The sequence below is a fragment of the Streptomyces thioluteus genome, from assembly GCF_039535865.1.
Window position 1 is genome coordinate 46,920 of the sequence record NZ_BAAAXZ010000021.1, and the last position, 16,179, is coordinate 63,098.

The window sequence follows — 16,179 nt, forward strand, 5'->3', positions numbered from 1 at the left end:
AGAGGATCCTACGGCCCCCGAACCCCATGCCATCGAGACTTGACAAGCTCGGGACTCCACCACTTCGCGTCTCAGACATCGACCTCCGCGCACACCGTCTTGCCGGCTCACCACGGCCTCGCCATCGCGCCGACCGAGTGGACCGCGTTCTTCGGCTTCGCCCGTCAAGGTTGACCGAAACCCGTACCACTTAACGTGCGCTCGGCTTGACCGACCGTAGCCGTTCTCGGCAGGATCGGACTCAGCAAGCAAAACATCGCGCATATGGCTGCGCAGACCCTGTGGCCGTCCCTTCGGGGGCGGCCACAGACGTGTTCCAGGGAGGTTCGGTGCATCTGTGCTACATCGACGAGGCGGGCAACGGGCAGACGCTTGATCCCGGGAGGCCGGACGCCCCTCCGGTCCTCGTCGTCGGCGGATTCACCGTGCCCCGGGCCCAGGTCAAGTCCCTCACCTGGGCCTTCCTTGCCGTCAAGAAGCATTACCGGCCGCAGTTGCGGAACGCGGATCAGCTCTCCGAGGTGATCCAGCACGAGATCAAGGGCTCAGACGTCCGCAAGAACCTCCGTGTCGGCAATCACGGCTGGCGGCGTGCAGCCATGGAGCTGGTGGCTTCACTGCTCGACACGTTGGAATCCCACGAAGCCCGCATCCTTGCCCGCGTGTGGATTAAAGAGGAGGGGCTGGCGTTTGACGAGTCCGGGGTGTACCCGGCCTCCGTTGCCGCGCTGAACGAGACCTTCCAGGCTCAGCTCGCCCACGAGCACTCGCGCGGCATGATGGTCCTCGACAGCCGCACGAAGGTGAAAAACGCTCCAAATGTGCACTGCGTGACCACCCGCAAGTACCGCACGGGCGGTGACAGCCTCCGCGGGGTCATCGAGTCGCCGGTCTTCGGCCACAGCGACACCCACACGCTGCTCCAGCTCGCCGATCTCGTGGTGTCCTCCCTGCTGTTCCCCATCGCGTGCCACGCCTACCTGGGCGACGTGACATGGAACGTGCACTGCGACGACGCTTACCGGCCATTGCGGGAGCAGTTCGGGCAGCGGCTGAAGAAGCTGCAGTTCCGGTACCAGGACCCGACGGGGAAGTGGCGCGGCGGGATCGTCGTGTCCGACCGGCGGACGCAGCAGCCATCCAGCCTGATGTTCGGACCTAGACATGCGATCACCGTGCCGACTACTGCGATCCCGGGGCAGCCGGGCGCTTCGACCCCCGAGCGGCGCGAGGGCGAGCCGGACGGCAGCGTGGTCGAGTCGCCGGCAGGCTGACCCGGTGTTGAAGCCCCGGTTCTACAGCACGAAAGCCCTCTGTCCGTAAAGCTGGTGTCGCCGGTTCGATCAGCCGAGATAGGGCCGCGCACGGTGTTCCAGGAAGTGACGGATCCGGAGCCGCTGCGTGTGGTGCATCGGCAGTTGACCGATCTCGCCCGGCTGGACGAACCGCAGCTCCGTGGACTCGTCCGAGATCGCGAGGCGGCCCCCGATCACACGAGCGGTGAAGCAGACGTTGGAACTGCCTGCGCACCTCACCGTCCGAGTAGGCGATGGCGTGGCGAGGGTCGGTGTACGTGCCCACGAGCCCGGTGATCTCTACGTCCAGTCCGGTTTCTTCCTTCACCTCGCGGACGGCCGTTCCTGGGAGTGAGTCGGTCATCTCCATGCCGCCACCTGGCAGCGCCCATAGATCGTTATCCCTGCGGCGCTGAAGGAGTACGCGCCCTTCGTCGTCGGTGACCACGGCGGACGCGGCGACCACCAGGCTGTTCGGCTCCGGTGCCGCTGGGTCGTCGTAGTACTCGGTCCGTGCCATGGTCACCCTTCTCGTACCGGCGTCGCGGTTTCCCACGCCCCGTCGAAGCTGCTGGCGTAGGTGTCGAACATGCCGCCCTTCCCGCTGCGTCGGAGATGCCACACGGGAGCGCCGTAGGCGTTCACGCCCCAGACATGGGCATTGACCAGCGCCTGGCCATCCGCACGATAGATCGAGTTGTAGAGAGTGGTGGGTCTGTCCAGTAGACGGCCCTGTCGCACTTTCAGTGGTGACGCAGAGTGCTGCTATCCGAGGAGGATGCGGTGGCGTAGGAGGGTGAAGCCTGCTCGTCCGTGCATCTGGCGCGCGATCCGCTTGGTCTTGGTGTTGACGCCTTCGGTCGGGCCGTTGCTGTACGGGAGTGTGAGCGCGGCGTTCACTGCGTCGCGGTCTCGTTCCAGGCCCCGGGTGAAGGCGTGCAGATGGGGCAGATCGACTTCGCGGACCTGGGCGATCCAGCGTGCGAGCGCGTCGGCGTTTGCGGCGTAAGGCGCAAGGAGCGGGGCGAAGTCCCTGATAGCTGAAGCCAGTTGGGTCATCTCGGGGCAGGCTGCGGTGAGCTGGGCCAGGAGGTCGTGGTGTTCGGCCTTGAGGTTGTCGGGCCTGGTGAGGAGCATTCGGGCGAGTCGGCGCGGGGAGATGTGGCTGCGGTCGGCGTCCGCGCGGCCCTGGTTGATGTACTTGTGGAGGAGGTTGAGGCAGCCCGTGAAGCCGAGGGCCTTGATCTCTTCGAAGAGGTGCCTGACGGGGACGGCGGGGTCTTCGGCCCGGCGTTTGCGCAGGTGCTCGCGGTAGGGGTCGACAAGGCTGGCGCGGTATTTGGGGACGCGGAGCATGCGCTCGGGCCGGTCGGCTCGCGCGTAGCGTTTGACGGTGTTCAGGGCCAGCTGGAGACGGCGGGCGCATTCGAGCAGGCCTACGCCCTGGCCCAGCAGGTCGTGGACTTGGCGCCAGCGTTCGAGGGTGGTCTGTGCGCGGGGCCCGTCGTAGATGGGTGCGTCCAGTACGGTGGCCCAGCAGCTGCTGTGCGCCTTCACCTCGCTCAGGGCGGCTTCGCACAGGTTGTGCCACAGAGTACTGGTGGGCCGTCGGCAAGGTGCCTGCTGAGCAGGTCCTTTTCCCACGGCCCCCAGCCCGAACGACGCATGCGAGCTTTCCCCGCACGTCGCTCTCCAGTGATCATCCCGTGTGCGCTGGAACAGACCTCGTGCCGTGGATGTCCGCGTGACAGTTTCCGCAGACCACAAGGGTTTTGCGGTGCTTCGCGGCCATGAGATCCGCCCACGGCGGCCGGTATCCCGATCGGCCGAGATCCGCGAGCTTGGCGACATGGTGGACTTCCACCTCGTCGACGCGCCCGCAGGATTCGCATCGCCCGGCGAGGAGACGAGTGACGAGCTCCTTGCGTTTGATGCTGACCGGGGCCAGCTGGCGATCGGTGACGATCGCCTTCTTGTTCTGTCTCAGCGGGATCCCTCCGAACCGTCCGACCAGTGGCTTCCTGCCGGGTTGATCGACACGTGCCTCGAAGCACTTGCGCGGCCCGTACGGTGTCTCGACGGTGGCCGCGTACTTGCGGGCCACCGTCGAGAACGAGGACCGGTGCTTGTTGGCGAGCGTCATCAGCATCGAGGCCGACATGGCCCAATGAAGCCGCGCGAGTCGAAAGACGTCGCCGGCCAGCAGGTAGTACTGGACGATGCCGCGATACTCCGACCCGTAGGTGCTGATGATGACGTGGTCGTCCTGGTTCAGCAGTTCGGGCCGGCGCGCGGGTTTGCCGCGCTTCATGTAGCGGGCCTGCTTGGCGACTACCACCGAACGAGGGACACGCAGACCGATGGTCCCATTGACAGAACGCCGTCTGCCGGAGATCTTGCGGTCGTTGTGGTGCACGGTGATGTCGTAGCCGAGGAACCTAGTGCTCGGTTCCGCTTTGGCGGGGTAGTTGTAGGGGTGTGGGGGTGTCAGTTCGGGCTTCTCGGGGGCGAGTTGTTGTGCCGAAGCTGTTGTCGGCCCGTCCTGCCCAGGACGTGGCCGAGGAGGGGAAGGTCCGCAGGTTGGCCGGGGCCCGGCATGCGCCGGCGGACTGGATCCTGCGGGCCAGGATCATCGTGCTGGGCTGGGAAGGGCACCGTGCCCCTGCCATAGCGTCCCGGCTCGGGTGCCATCACAAGACGGTGCGCAAGTGGCTGCACCGGTTCAACGCCCAGGGCCTGGACGGACTCGGCGACCGTCCCGGATGCGGCCGCAAGCGCCGGATCACCGAGGACGAACGGTCGCGGATCATCGAGCTGGTCCGCTGCGACCCTCCGGGCCGACTGGTGCGGGAGCCCTGGGGCGACCTGGCGGCCGAGGACGAGTCGGCCCCGGGCGAGTGGACCCTGGACACCCTCACCGAGGCGGCCCGGCGCCAGGGTATCGACATCCAGCGGTCCCAGGTCCGCAGGATCCTGCTGGCCGAGGGTGTGCGCTGGCGCCGTACCCGGTCCTGGATCACCAGCCGTGATCCGGAGTTCTCCCCAAAAGGACCCGGATCGTCGGCCTGTACACGGACCCGCCGGAGGGTGCCACGGTGGTCTGCGCGGACGAGCTCGGCCCGGTGATCCCGCGCACGTTCCCGCCCGTTCCGGGCTGGTCGCCGGACGGCCACCGCATCAAGGCCGAACTCGACTACGGCCGCGGGCCGGAGAAGACCTGGGTCTACGGCGGCCTGCGGCCGGCCGACGGCCAGGAGATCACCATGACCGCGGCCTCACGCAACAGCGTCAACTACCAGCAGTTCCTCCTGCTGCTGGAGGACGCCAACCCCACGGGCGACATCGTGGTCGTCACCGACAACCTCTCCTCCCACAACAGCAAGTCCACCCGCGAATGGCTGGAGAACCACCCGCGCATCCGCCACGTGTTCATCCCCGTCGGCGCGTGCTGGCTCAACCTCCAGGAAGGCTGGTGGCGGCTCTTCCGCAAAGCGGCCCTGGCCGGACAGTCCTTCGCCGACCCCAACGAGATCGACCACGCGACGAGAGTCGTCACAGCCCAGCTCAACGCACGCGCCAAACCCTGGATCTGGGGCCGCCCAGCACCACCAACCCGCCAGCTCCGGCGCCGTTTCGAGTACCGCCTTTGAGGAACCGAGCACTAGCCGCCTGGGTGCGGGCGTGCGTGATGAGGGTTTTCTCCGGCGACAGCTCCAACTTGAGTTCGTCACGCAGGAATTGTGCCAACCGCCTCTTGATTTCCTCGGCTTCTGCCTTGGGTCCGGCAAACCCGAGCAGGGTGTCGTCGGCGTAACGCACATACCGCAGCCGCCTGTAGCCGGGATCCTGAGTATCCATGCTGGGCATGCTGCGGAGTTGCTTGCGCAGGTTCCGCACCTCGGTGCGGTCGCCGCGCTTGCGCGCGCGACGCATCGCATTCCATACCTTGAAGAAGGCTTGGTTCGGCTGCCTGACTCTTCCCCGGGTGTATTCAGGGATCAGAACTTTCTCGACGTACTCGTCCAACTTGTGCAGGTAGATGTTAGACAAGATCGGTGAAACGACACCGCCTTGCGGACTTCCGCTGTGCGTGGCGTTCCAGACCCAATCCTCCATGTATCCGGCCTTGAGCATGTTCCGCACCAGCCGCAGGAACCGGTTGTCGTGGATTTTCTCGCCCAGGATTCTGAGCATGACCGAGTGGTCAAGCTGGTCGAAACACCGGGAAATATCACCCTCGATAAACCAGGTCGACCCCGTCCAGGTATGGGCCACCTCGCGCAGTGCGGTGTGGCAGCCCCGTCGGGGGCGGAAACCGTGTGAGGAGTCGGAGAACGTCGGCTCGTAATATGCCTCAAGAAGCAGGCGGACCACCTCGCCGACCAACTTGTCGATCCAGGGCGGCAGGCCGAGCGGGCGCAGCTTCGAGTCGCCTCGCCCCTTCGGGATGTAGACCCTTCTGGCCGGGCTCCACCGATACCGCTCGTGGCGCAGCGTCTCGATGACCTGCTCGATCTTGCCCAGCGACATGCCGTCCACGGTCTCCCCAGTGACCCCGGGCGTCATCGCTCCCTTGTTGGAGTACAGACGCCCGTAAGCCAGCAGATACAACTGCGGATTGAAGAGCTGCCGATAGAGTTCGTTGCACGGCAGGCCGCGCCTGCCGCGTTCACGGAGGATACTCAGCACTGTTTCGGCGTTCTGCATTGCGCATACCTCCCAGGCCTTGAGTGCCCGATCACCTGGCCCCCTTCGCCCGATGTGGACGGCTTTCCCGTCGGCCGTGCGGTCGGGCAGCACGTCGATCCGCTCGTGCGTCTCGGCGTCGATCACTACGGTGGCATAGCGGTGCCGCCGGCGCAGAGCGAAGTCGTCGACGCCGACCACGCGGGGCACCCGCACCGCGGGCAACGGGATACGCAGCAGCGTACGCAGAGCGGTGTGACGCGACAGGCCCATCGCGAGCGCCGCCAGCAGACGCGCCCCCGCCCGGCCCGCTAACTCCTTGACCACGGCCTTGACGTGCCTGGCCAGACGGGCGGTTCGCCGCTGGTACCGCTCGAGTACCCCGGGCACCTGCTCGCGGAAGGTGTGGCGGCAGCCGAGCGTGGGACACACCAGACGCCGCACCCGTACACGGACCACCACCCGCCGCCCGTCGGTCGGTACGTCGGCCACCGTCCGCCAGTGGTAGCCGTGCACGCGTCCCGACGACGCCCCGCACACCGGGCAGACCGCGGTGTGCTGCGGAGTCCGCGCCCGCACCACGATCCGCTCACCCCCGTCGGCCACATCCTCGATGACCAGCGGGGACAGTCCCGAAACACCATCTGCACAAGCTCGTTGACATCCCTCACACAGATGTCAACGACCCCTTACGACTCTGCGTCACCACCGAAAGTGAGACAGGGCCGTTGACCGTACAGACCCCGCTCAGGACGGCACTGTCCGAGACGGACGGGGACGCCCTCTGCGAACTCGTCGCAGAGACAGTCGAGTTCACAACTCGCGACGGTGCGGCGCTGTCGTACTGCCGCCCTTCTATCAAGGTCATCGGCCCTTGGCACAACCCCGACCAGCACGCCGCCTGACCTGAACGCAGACAGCGACGCCCCCACCTGACGGACGAGGTGGGGGCGCCGCTGCGTGTGCCGGGTGACTTCGGCGTCAGCCCTGGCTGTCAGCCGCCTCGGTCTCCTGTCCGCTCTCCTTCGCCGCTGCCGCCCGCCGCATGTGCCCCTCCTCGCCGAAGTACACCGACAGACGCGACGTGTCCAGCTTCTTGCCGCCACGCCGCGCGGGTGCCACCTCCACGTAGCCGCCCGCGTTCAACAGCAGATCTCGCTTACCGGCCACGTCCGAGCGCTTCCACTGCTCGGCGTGCGTCTCGCCGGTCGGCTCCGCCTTCACGCCGCCCGGCTTCGCCGTTCGCTGCCTCTCCTTCAGAGTCACCAGTCGCTCTTCCAGCTTGGCGTACTGATCCGCGTACCGGATCGCTCCGTCGTCGCCTCTGAACAGGCCCCGGTCGTAGCGATCCTTTTGCAGGTCGGCCAACGCTTCCTCGGCCTGCCTGATCTGCGGGCGGAAGTCCTCGCCCACCTCCTGGACCATCTGCATCACGGAAAGGTGCCCGTACTTCGCGAGGAACTGCTCGGTGACGTGCTCCTCGGTGGTCACCCCGGCCACGGTCGGCCCATAGCACTTCACGCCCTGCTTCTCCTCCCCCCTTGGCCGCCCACTGGCGGTACTTCAGCGGGCCGATGCACCGGTACCGAAGCTGACCGTTGCGCCCGCTGAAGGTGTACATGCGCTCACCACAGACTCCGCAGTGCATGATGCCGCGCAGCAGCGACGTCCCCTCCCGGCGCTTCTCACCGGGATTGGCCCGGCGCTCCAACTCGTCCTGGAGCGCCTGCCAGGTGTCCGTGTCGAGGATCGGCGGGCGGTTGACCAGGGGCAGACCGTCCGTCCGCAGGATCGGCTTCCCGTCCTCGATGACCTGGCCGAGCAACTGGGGGCTGCCCAGCAAGCTCCGCAGCGTCGTCGTGTACCACTGCTTGGAGTCGCTGCGCTTGCCCGAGGTCTGGCGTGAGGAGTGGCCGGGCGACGGGACGCCCTCCTTGTTGAGGTCGTTGATGATCTGCATGAGCGAGTCCTTGGACAGGACCCGCTCCACGATCCGCTTGATCGTCTTGGCCTCGTCCTCATTGACCGCGAGCACCTTGCCCGCCCCGTTGGGGTTGGGAACGACCATGTACCCGTACGGGACCCGACCGCCGGTGTAGCGGCCCTCGCGGCGCAGGTGCTCGTGCGCGCTGGACACCCGCATCCCGATGGTGTCGGACTCCAGCTCAGCGAAGACCGCGATCACCTTCGCCATGGCCCGGCCCATGGACGACGTGAGGTCGAGCGGCTCTGTCGCCGACGCAAGCGCAACGCTCTGGTGCTCGGCGAGTCGCATGATCTCCGCGAAGTCGACCGTCGAGCGCGCAAGCCGGTCGATCTTGAAGAACACGATCACGTCCAGCTCGGCAAGCCTGGTCAGGATGCGTTGCAGTCCCGGCCGGTCGAGGCCCCGCGAGAAGCCGGAGACATCGATGTCCTCCTCGGCGACTATGACGTTCCAGCCACGTGCCTCACACAACGCCTCGCAAGCCGCTCTCTGGCGCTCTGGAGATGTCGTCTCGTCCGTTTCACGCGATAGGCGAACATAGATAGCGGCGCGCATCCCCGGCGTGCTGGCCGGAACGCCCTTTCGGCGCCGGGCACGGGGCATGGCCCGAGCCGTGGCAGGTGCGGTGTCTGTCACGCTGGAAATCCTATCCGTGGAGGTATGCGTGTCCTGCCTAATCGTCCAGAGCGACAAGACCCTCCTCCTGGAGGTCGACCACGAGCAGGCCGACGCCTGCCGACGGGCCATCGCGGCGTTCGCCGAGCTGGAGCGGGCGCCCGAGCACATCCACACGTACCGGGTCACGCCGCTGGGGCTCTGGAACGCGCGGGCGGCGGGGCACGACGCGGAGCAGGTCGTGGACGCGCTGGTGACGTACTCGCGCTACCCCGTGCCGCACGCGCTGCTCGTCGACATCGCCGAGACCATGGCCCGCTACGGGCGGCTGCGGCTGATGAAGCACCCCACGCACGGGCTGGTGCTGGAGAGCAGCGACCGGCCGGTGCTGGAGGAGATCCTGCGGTCGAAGAAGATCCAGCCGCTGGTGGGGGCGCGGATCGACGAGGACACCGTGGCCGTCCATCCGTCCGAGCGCGGGCAGATCAAGCAGACGCTGCTGAAGCTCGGCTGGCCGGCCGAGGACCTCGCCGGGTACGTGGACGGCGAGGCGCACCCCATCGAGCTGCGCGAGGACGGCTGGGCGCTGCGGCCGTACCAGCGGCAGGCCGTCGACGGGTTCTGGCACGGCGGGTCGGGTGTGGTCGTGCTGCCGTGCGGGGCCGGGAAGACGCTGGTCGGGGCCGGGGCGATGGCCGAGGCGAAGGCGACGACGCTGATCCTGGTCACCAACACCGTCTCCGCGCGGCAGTGGAAGCACGAGCTGGTGAAGCGGACGTCGCTGACCGAGGAGGAGATCGGCGAGTACAGCGGCACGCGGAAGGAGATCCGGCCGGTCACCATCGCCACGTACCAGGTGCTGACCACGAAGCGGAAGGGGATCTATCCCCACCTGGAGCTCTTCGACTCCCGCGACTGGGGGCTCGTCGTCTACGACGAGGTGCACCTGCTGCCGGCACCGGTCTTCAAGTTCACTGCCGACCTGCAGGCGCGGCGGCGGCTCGGGCTGACCGCGACCCTCGTCCGGGAGGACGGGCGGGAGTCGGACGTCTTCTCCCTCATCGGGCCGAAGCGGTTCGACGCGCCCTGGAAGGAGATCGAGGCGCAGGGCTACATCGCGCCGGCCGACTGCGTCGAGGTCCGCGTCAACCTGACGGACTCCGAGCGGCTCGCGTATGCGACGGCCGAGACGGAGGAGAAGTACCGCTTCTGCGCGACGACGGACACCAAGCGCAAGGTGACCGAGGCGCTGGTGCGCCGGCACCGGGGTGAACAGACGCTGGTCATCGGGCAGTACATCGACCAGCTCGACGAGCTGGGCGAGCACCTCGACGCCCCCGTGATCAAGGGCGAGACGAGCAACGCACAGCGCGAGAAGCTCTTCGAGGCGTTCCGGCAGGGCGAGATCTCGGTCCTCGTCGTCTCGAAGGTCGCCAACTTCTCGATCGACCTGCCCGAGGCGACGGTCGCGATCCAGGTCTCCGGCACGTTCGGCTCGCGCCAGGAGGAGGCGCAGCGGCTGGGCCGCGTTCTCCGCCCGAAGGCGGACGGGCACGAGGCGCGCTTCTACTCGGTCGTGGCCCGCGACACGGTCGACCAGGACTTCGCGGCGCATCGCCAGCGCTTCCTGGCGGAGCAGGGGTACGCCTACCGGATCATGGACGCGGACGCCATCCTCGCGGGCGAGGACGTCTGAGGTCAGCGCTTGACCAGGCCCTCCTGCGCGTAGTCGCCCAGCAGCACCACGCTCACCGCCGTACCGGCGAACACCTTGAGCGCGCGGAACGCGTGGGAGAGGGCGGTCTCGGCGCCGTGCTCGGCGCCCCGGGCGTCTGGGGTGATTCCTGCGGTGGTCATGGATCCATGATGCGTGCCGAGAGGGCCGTGACACATCAATCCGGCGGCGTAAAGCGGCGGGTGGCGACGTACGACTCAAGGATAATCACGTCCCCTACGGGAGACGGACGGCGACCCTGAGAGCCACCCCGGGGCGCACGGAAAATCATTCGCGCCCGGCTGCATCCCGTGGCTAGAATCGCGGGCTTCCGCCTCCCGCCACGCATCACGGGAGCGCCGCCGTCCGGTCGGAAACCGGCGGCCGCCCACCGTTCGTGACCACTGCCGGGAGGCATCACCGTGTCCGCGCACGACCCCCTCGCCCTCGAACGCTCCCACCTCGCCTCCTCCCGCTCCGCCCTGCGCGCGATGCGCGCCGACGTCGAGGCGCTCGACATCGAGGACGTCGCCGCCAACTGGGTCAACGCCCAGGTCCTGGGGCGGCAGATCGAGGAGCGCATCACCGCGCTCGCCGACCTCGCGGACACCCCGCTGTTCTTCGGGCGGCTGGACTACACGGCGCACGACGCGGGGACCACGTTCTACATCGGCCGTCGGCACGTGCACGACGCCGACGGGGACCCGATGGTCGTCGACTGGCGCGCGCCCGTGTCGCAGCCCTTCTACCGGGCCTCGGCGAAGGAGCCGATGGACGTCCGCCGACGTCGCCGTTTCGGTTACACCGGCGGGGAGTTGACCGCGTACGAGGACGAGGACCTCACCGACCCGGCGTCCGGCGAGCGGGCGAGCGTGCTGCTCCAGGCCGAGATCGAGCGGCCCCGCGTGGGCCCCATGCGCGACATCGTCGCGACGATCCAGCCGGAGCAGGACGAGATCGTCCGCGCCGGGATCGGCGGCACGGTCTGCGTCCAGGGGGCGCCCGGCACCGGGAAGACCGCCGTCGGCCTGCACCGCGTCGCGTACCTCCTCTACGCGCACCGCGAGCGGCTGGCCCGCACGGGCACGCTGGTGATCGGCCCGAACAAGTCCTTCCTGCGCTACATCGAGCAGGTCCTGCCCGCACTGGGCGAGTTGAACGTGGCGCAGGCGACGGTGGACGACCTGGTCGCGCACGTGGAGGTGCGCGGCACGGACTCCGCGGAGGCGGCCCGGATCAAGGGCGACGCCCGCATGGCCGAGGTGCTGCGGCGCGCGGTGCGCTCGGGCGTGACGATGCCGGCGGACCCGGTGGTCGTGGTGCGCGGCTCGCGGCGCTGGCGGATCCCCGCGTACGAACTGGAGGAGATCGTCCGCGAGTTGCTCGCCCGCGACATCCGTTACGGCGCCGCCCGCGACGCCCTGCCGCAGCGGATCGCGCACGCCGTGCTCGTACGGATGGAGGAGGCGGGCGAGGCGCCGGACGACCGGGTGCAGGACGCGGTGGCGCGGACGCCCGCCGTGAAGGCGGCGGTACGGGAGGTGTGGCCGGCGGTCGATCCGGCGAAGCTGGTGCTGCGGCTGCTGTCGGACGCGGAGTTCCTGGCGGAGCACGCGGCGGGCCTGCTCTCGGCGGAGGAGCAGCGGGCGGTCCTGTGGGCGAGGCCGGCGCGCGGCCCGAAGTCGGCCAAGTGGTCGGCGGCGGACGCGGTGTTGGTGGACGAGGCGACGGACCTGGTCACGCGGACGCCGTCGCTGGGACACGTGGTGCTGGACGAGGCCCAGGACCTGTCCCCCATGCAGTACCGGGCGGTGGGCCGGCGCTGCACGACCGGTTCGGCGACGGTGCTGGGCGACATCGCGCAGGGCACGACGCCGTGGGCGACGCCGGGCTGGCGCGAGGCGCTCGCGCACCTGGGCAAGCCGGACGCGTCCGTCGAGGAGCTGACGCAGGGCTTCCGCGTCCCGCGCGAGGTGATCGCGTACGCCTCGCGGCTGCTGCCGGCGATCGCCCCGGAGCTGACGGAGGCCACGTCGGTGCGCGAGGCGGCGGGCGAGTTCGCCGTACGGCCCGTCGAGGGGCCGGAGTTGGACGCGGCCGTGGTCGCGGCGTGCCGGGCGGCGCTGGGGCACGAGGGCTCGACCGGCCTGATCGCGGCGGACGCGCGGATCCCCGCCCTGGCGGAGGCGCTGGCGGAGGCGGGGCTGGCACACCTCGCCCCGGGCGAGGAGACGTCGGCCGGGGCGCGGCTGACGCTGGTGCCGACGTCGCTGGCGAAGGGCCTGGAGTACGACTACGTGGTGCTCGACGAACCCGCCGCGATCGTCGCGGGCGAGCCGGACGGGCGGACGGGGCTGCGGCGGCTGTACGTGGCGCTGACGCGTGCGGTGTCGGGGCTGACGGTGCTGCACGCGGAGCCGCTGCCGCGGGAGCTGGCCGGCTAGTCGTCGAGCGCCGCCAGCAGGGTGTCCACCAGCCCGGGGAAGCGCTCGTCCAACTCCTCCTTGCGCAACCGCACATGGCGGTTGCGCCCCACCACCTTGGTCGAGGTGACGCCCGCCTCGCGGAGCACCTTCATGTGGTGCGACACCGTCGACTTGTGCAGGTGCTGCAGCCCGAAGCGGCGCGGGTCGCAGTCGCACTGCTCGCCCTCGCGGGCGTAGATGGCCATCAGCTGCAGCCGGACCGGGTCACCCAGGGCTTGGAGCACCTTCTCCAGCCGGATGTCCCGGATGTCCGGCTGCGGCAGCAGTTCTTCCCCGGCACCCATGGGTCCCTCCCCCACCAACTGTTTGACGATCGCCCAACAATCTCTATTGTTTGACGTGCGTCCAACCTTACCTCTCGTCCCGGAAGGGCACCCGTGCGTCTGCGCCTGCTCCTGCTCGCCCTCGGCACGTTCGCCGTCGGCACCGACTCGATGGTCATGGCCGGGATCCTCGACGGCATCGCCGACAACCTCGGCGTCTCCGTCTCCGCGGCCGGCCAGCTGGTCTCCGTCTTCGCCCTGTCGTACGCGCTGCTGGCGCCCGTCCTGGCCACGCTGACCGCCCGCTGGGACCGCCGCCGCCTGCTGCTCACCGCCCTGGGCGTCTTCACCGTCGCGAACGCGCTCAGCGCGCTCGCCCCCGGCTACGGCACCCTCCTCGCCACCCGGGGGCTCGCCGCGGCCGGTGCCGCGCTCTACACGCCCACGGCCTCGGGCGTCGCCACCGCCCTCGCCCCGCCGGAGCGCCGCGGCCGGGCGCTCGCCACCGTGCTCGGCGGCATGACCGTGGCCACGGCGCTCGGCGTACCGGTCGGCGCGTACCTCGGGAGCACGGACTGGCGCCTGACGATGTGGCTGGTCGTGGCGCTCGGCGTCGCCGCGTTCGCGGGACTCGCCCTGCTGATGCGCGGACTGCCCGCGCCGGCGGCCGGGGCGCCCGGGCTCCGCGAGCGGCTGACCCCGCTGCGCGACCGCCGCGTGGTGGCCGGCGCGGCCACGACCCTGACCTTCTTCCTGGCCTTCAACGCCATCTACATCTACCTGGCCACGGCCGTCCGCCCCGCGACGGGCGGCGACCAGGGGCGCCTCAGCCTGATCCTGCTGGTCACCGGCATCGCGTCGGTCGCGGGCAGCTGGCTGGGCGGACGCCTGGTGGACCGCCTCGGCGTGCGGACGGTACTGCTCGCGGGCAGCGTGGCCGCCGGACTGGCGTTCACGGCACTGCCGTGGCTGTCGCGGAGCCTGCCGGGTGCGCTGGTGTACGCCGTGGTCTCCCCCCTGGCGGGCTGGGCCGTGGGCGTCGCGCTCCCGCACCGGATGGCCTCCATCGCCCCGGCGAACGCGCCGCTGCTGATCTCGCTCAACAGCAGCGCGCTGTACCTGGGCGTCGCTTCGGCGGGGGCCGTGGGCAGCGGGGCGATGGCGGTACTCGGGGAGCGGTGGTTCCCGCTGGTGTCGGCGGGGTTGGCGGTGGTGGCGTGGGGGCTGTCGTTCACGACGACGGCTCGGCCGGCCGACGCGGGGCGCGCGGTTGGCGCGCGCGAGGCCGGTGCGCGGGTGCGCGAGCTGTCCTCGAGCGCCGGACGGGCTGAATAGCCCGTCCGGCGCTCGAGGACTTCGCCCGAAGGGCGAATGGGGTCCGGGGTCTCCCCGGGAAACGGTGAAAGGGCGGGGCGGGGGCACAATCCCCGCGCGCAAGCGCGGAAAGGCGGAAACCCCTACGCCCCGTCCAGCGCCTCCCGCCACACCCGCACCGCACCCGCATCCACCGGCGCCCCCCACCCCCGCGGCCGCGACGCCCCACCGATGTGGAAGCCGTCGACACCGGCGGCCCGCAGCACGGGCACGTGCTTGAGCGCCAGGCCCCCGCCCACAAGAATCCGCGGCCCGCTCCCCTGCCCGGCCGCTTCCGCCAGCAGCGTCCCCAGCCCGTCGTCCACCCCGGACGCCGACCCGGCCGTGAGGTACGTGTCCAGCCCCGGCTGATCCGCAAGCTGCTTGCGGACCGCAGCCCGGTCGGCCGCCCGGTCGATCGCCCGATGGAACGTCCACCGCGCCTCCGCCCCGATCGCCTCCACGACCGCCGTCACCGCCGCGAGATCCGCGCCGCCGTCCTCGTCCAGGAACCCGAGGACGTACTCCGTCGCCCCCTCCGCCCGCAGCTCCGCGGCCGTCGCACACAGCGCGTCCAGCCTCGCCGCGCCGCCCGCGCAGAAGTCGTTGGCGGACCGCAGCATCACCCGGACCGGCAGGTCGCAGGCCGACCGCACCCGGGCGAAGGTCTCGCGCGCGGGGGTCAGGCCGTCGGCGGCCATGTCGCTGACCAGTTCCAGCCGGTCCGCCCCGCCGGACTGTGCCGCCGTCGCGTCCTCCGGGCCGAGCGCGATTACCTCGAGAATTGGTCTAGACATGTAACCAGGGTGCCACACACACGACCCATCCAGGAAGATTGCCCCATGGCCATCACCCTGCAGGAGCGCTGGACGCGGACGGTCGACGCCGCCCGGGGGACGGACGCGGACGGTCCGCAGCCCGGCCCGTACGCCGACGAACTCCTCAAGCGCTGGTCCGAACCGCAGCGCCGCTACCACACCGTCACCCACCTGACCGCCGTCCTGGACCGGGTGGACGAACTGGCCGGCCACGCCGAGGACCTGGCGGCCGTCCGACTCGCGGCCTGGTTCCACGACGCGGTCTACCTGCCCGAGCGCTCCACCAACGAGGAGCGCAGCGCGCGGCTGGCGGAGCGGGCCCTCGCCGAACTCGGCGTCCCGGCCGCCCGCACGGCGGAGGTCGTCCGGCTCGTCCTCCTGACGGTCGATCACGACCCGGCGCCCGGCGACCGCGACGGCGAGGTCCTGTGCGACGCGGACCTCGCCGTGCTCGGCGGCACGCCGGAGGCCTACGCGACGTACGCGGCGGAGGTGCGGCAGGAGTACGGCTTCGTGCCGGGCGAGGCGTTCCGCACCGGCCGCGCGGACGTACTGCGCCAACTGCTCGCCCTGCCGAGGCTGTTCCGCACCCCGCAGGGGTACGAGCGCTGGGAGCGCACGGCGCGCCACAACCTCACGACGGAGCTGGCGCTCCTCACGACGTGACGGAGCCCCCGGTGCCCCCGGTTCCCCCGGGGAGCGCCGCTTGCGCCGCCGCAGTCCCGCCCCCACCAGCAGCCGCACCACGTCCCGGCTGCGCACCTCCACCGCCCCGAGCCGCACCGCGTCCCCGTACGCCGCCTCCGCCACGTCGTAGTGATCGCCGTCGAACGCCCTCGGGGGCAGGCCCATCCGGGCCGCGAACGCGTGCAGCTCCTCGAAGCTCACGTCGCTCACCAGGTGCGACCACATCCGCCCGTGGCCGGGCCACAGCGGCGGGTCGATGTACAGGGCCATGGGGA

At 69.9% G+C, this 16,179-nt stretch carries 13 protein-coding genes and 6 pseudogenes; 7 read left to right on the forward strand and 12 right to left on the reverse strand.

Features of this window, described 5'->3' with window-relative positions; translation table 11 throughout:
- The first annotated feature begins 311 nt into the window (after positions 1 to 311).
- Positions 312 to 1,274, forward strand: a complete 963-nt coding sequence (locus ABD794_RS02545) for a DUF3800 domain-containing protein (protein ID WP_344960687.1) — start codon at positions 312 to 314, stop codon at positions 1,272 to 1,274.
- A gap of 69 nt (positions 1,275 to 1,343) precedes the next feature.
- Here the strand turns inward: ABD794_RS02545 and ABD794_RS02550 are convergent.
- The 4 genes and pseudogenes from ABD794_RS02550 to ABD794_RS02565 form a co-directional block, all read right to left on the reverse strand.
- Positions 1,344 to 1,815 (reverse strand): annotated as a pseudogene (locus ABD794_RS02550) (NUDIX domain-containing protein).
- Positions 1,816 to 1,817: 2 nt separating this feature from the next.
- A pseudogene (locus ABD794_RS02555) lies at positions 1,818 to 2,006 on the reverse strand (XRE family transcriptional regulator); the annotation flags it as partial.
- 54 nt (positions 2,007 to 2,060) lie between these two features.
- Positions 2,061 to 2,888: pseudogene (locus tag ABD794_RS02560) on the reverse strand (ISL3 family transposase); the annotation flags it as partial.
- Between the two features lie 106 nt (positions 2,889 to 2,994).
- Entirely contained in the window at positions 2,995 to 3,711 is a 717-nt protein-coding gene (locus ABD794_RS02565; RefSeq protein WP_344960688.1) for an HNH endonuclease, read from the reverse strand.
- Positions 3,712 to 3,812: 101 nt separating this feature from the next.
- On the opposite strand from ABD794_RS02565, the gene ABD794_RS02570 reads away from it, so the two are divergent.
- On the forward strand, positions 3,813 to 4,421 hold the full coding sequence (locus ABD794_RS02570; protein WP_344960689.1) for a helix-turn-helix domain-containing protein: 609 nt from the start codon (positions 3,813 to 3,815) through the stop codon (positions 4,419 to 4,421).
- A complete protein-coding gene (locus ABD794_RS02575; protein ID WP_344960690.1) occupies positions 4,391 to 4,945 on the forward strand; it encodes a transposase in 555 nt (184 codons plus the stop codon). Before ABD794_RS02570 ends, ABD794_RS02575 begins: the two co-directional genes overlap by 31 nt.
- A 10-nt stretch (positions 4,946 to 4,955) precedes the next feature.
- Here the strand turns inward: ABD794_RS02575 and ABD794_RS18490 are convergent.
- The 4 genes and pseudogenes from ABD794_RS18490 to ABD794_RS02590 form a co-directional block, all read right to left on the reverse strand.
- Positions 4,956 to 6,002: pseudogene (locus ABD794_RS18490) on the reverse strand (reverse transcriptase/maturase family protein); the annotation flags it as partial.
- A 33-nt stretch (positions 6,003 to 6,035) separates the two neighbouring features.
- Positions 6,036 to 6,658 (reverse strand): annotated as a pseudogene (locus ABD794_RS18495) (transposase family protein); the annotation flags it as partial.
- Positions 6,659 to 6,962: 304 nt separating this feature from the next.
- Positions 6,963 to 7,151 (reverse strand): hypothetical protein, encoded by a 189-nt coding sequence (locus ABD794_RS02585; RefSeq protein WP_344960691.1) that lies wholly within the window; start codon positions 7,149 to 7,151, stop codon positions 6,963 to 6,965.
- Complete coding sequence (locus tag ABD794_RS02590) at positions 7,141 to 8,715, reverse strand: recombinase family protein (protein ID WP_344960692.1); 1,575 nt, start codon at positions 8,713 to 8,715, stop codon at positions 7,141 to 7,143. The genes ABD794_RS02585 and ABD794_RS02590 overlap by 11 nt, the downstream gene beginning before the upstream one ends.
- Between ABD794_RS02590 and ABD794_RS02595 the strand changes: the two genes are divergently transcribed.
- Positions 8,633 to 10,279 (forward strand): DNA repair helicase XPB, encoded by a 1,647-nt coding sequence (locus ABD794_RS02595; RefSeq protein ID WP_344960693.1) that lies wholly within the window; start codon positions 8,633 to 8,635, stop codon positions 10,277 to 10,279. The genes ABD794_RS02590 and ABD794_RS02595 overlap by 83 nt on opposite strands.
- 2 nt (positions 10,280 to 10,281) lie before the next feature.
- On the opposite strand, the gene ABD794_RS02600 is transcribed toward ABD794_RS02595, so the two are convergent.
- On the reverse strand, positions 10,282 to 10,440 hold the full coding sequence (locus ABD794_RS02600; RefSeq protein WP_344960694.1) for a hypothetical protein: 159 nt from the start codon (positions 10,438 to 10,440) through the stop codon (positions 10,282 to 10,284).
- Between the two features lie 279 nt (positions 10,441 to 10,719).
- Between ABD794_RS02600 and ABD794_RS02605 the strand changes: the two genes are divergently transcribed.
- On the forward strand, positions 10,720 to 12,741 hold the full coding sequence (locus ABD794_RS02605) for a HelD family protein (protein ID WP_425585907.1): 2,022 nt from the start codon (positions 10,720 to 10,722) through the stop codon (positions 12,739 to 12,741).
- Here the strand turns inward: ABD794_RS02605 and ABD794_RS02610 are convergent.
- On the reverse strand, positions 12,738 to 13,067 hold the full coding sequence (locus ABD794_RS02610; RefSeq protein WP_344960695.1) for an ArsR/SmtB family transcription factor: 330 nt from the start codon (positions 13,065 to 13,067) through the stop codon (positions 12,738 to 12,740). The two genes, ABD794_RS02605 and ABD794_RS02610, sit on opposite strands and share 4 nt — an antisense overlap.
- Before the next feature lie 93 nt (positions 13,068 to 13,160).
- Between ABD794_RS02610 and ABD794_RS02615 the strand changes: the two genes are divergently transcribed.
- Positions 13,161 to 14,381 carry an MFS transporter gene (locus ABD794_RS02615; protein WP_344960696.1) on the forward strand — a complete coding sequence of 407 codons (1,221 nt, stop codon included), beginning with the start codon at positions 13,161 to 13,163 and terminating at the stop codon, positions 14,379 to 14,381.
- A gap of 122 nt (positions 14,382 to 14,503) precedes the next feature.
- Here the strand turns inward: ABD794_RS02615 and ABD794_RS02620 are convergent, their stop codons facing one another.
- Positions 14,504 to 15,196, reverse strand: coding sequence for a copper homeostasis protein CutC (locus ABD794_RS02620; RefSeq protein ID WP_344960697.1), 693 nt, complete (start codon positions 15,194 to 15,196; stop codon positions 14,504 to 14,506).
- A gap of 45 nt (positions 15,197 to 15,241) precedes the next feature.
- Between ABD794_RS02620 and ABD794_RS02625 the strand changes: the two genes are divergently transcribed.
- Positions 15,242 to 15,883, forward strand: a complete 642-nt coding sequence (locus ABD794_RS02625) for an HD domain-containing protein (protein ID WP_344960698.1) — start codon at positions 15,242 to 15,244, stop codon at positions 15,881 to 15,883.
- 126 nt (positions 15,884 to 16,009) lie between these two features.
- Here ABD794_RS02625 and ABD794_RS18500 read toward each other — a convergent pair.
- Positions 16,010 to 16,174 (reverse strand): annotated as a pseudogene (locus tag ABD794_RS18500) (DUF4031 domain-containing protein); the annotation flags it as partial.
- Positions 16,175 to 16,179: the final 5 nt, after the last annotated feature.

Bases quoted from the DNA above. Each gene is read 5' to 3' on its own strand.
- ABD794_RS02625 (WP_344960698.1), top strand. From the start codon at position 15,242: ATGGCCATCACCCTGCAGGAGCGCTGGACGCGGACGGTCGACGCCGCC.
- ABD794_RS02620 (WP_344960697.1), bottom strand. From the start codon at position 15,196: ATGTCTAGACCAATTCTCGAGGTAATCGCGCTCGGCCCGGAGGACGCG.
- ABD794_RS02610 (WP_344960695.1), bottom strand. From the start codon at position 13,067: ATGGGTGCCGGGGAAGAACTGCTGCCGCAGCCGGACATCCGGGACATC.
- ABD794_RS02600 (WP_344960694.1), bottom strand. From the start codon at position 10,440: ATGACCACCGCAGGAATCACCCCAGACGCCCGGGGCGCCGAGCACGGC.
- ABD794_RS02590 (WP_344960692.1), bottom strand. From the start codon at position 8,715: ATGGCCCGTCGGCAGGCGTCGGCCTGCTCGTGGTCGACCTCCAGGAGG.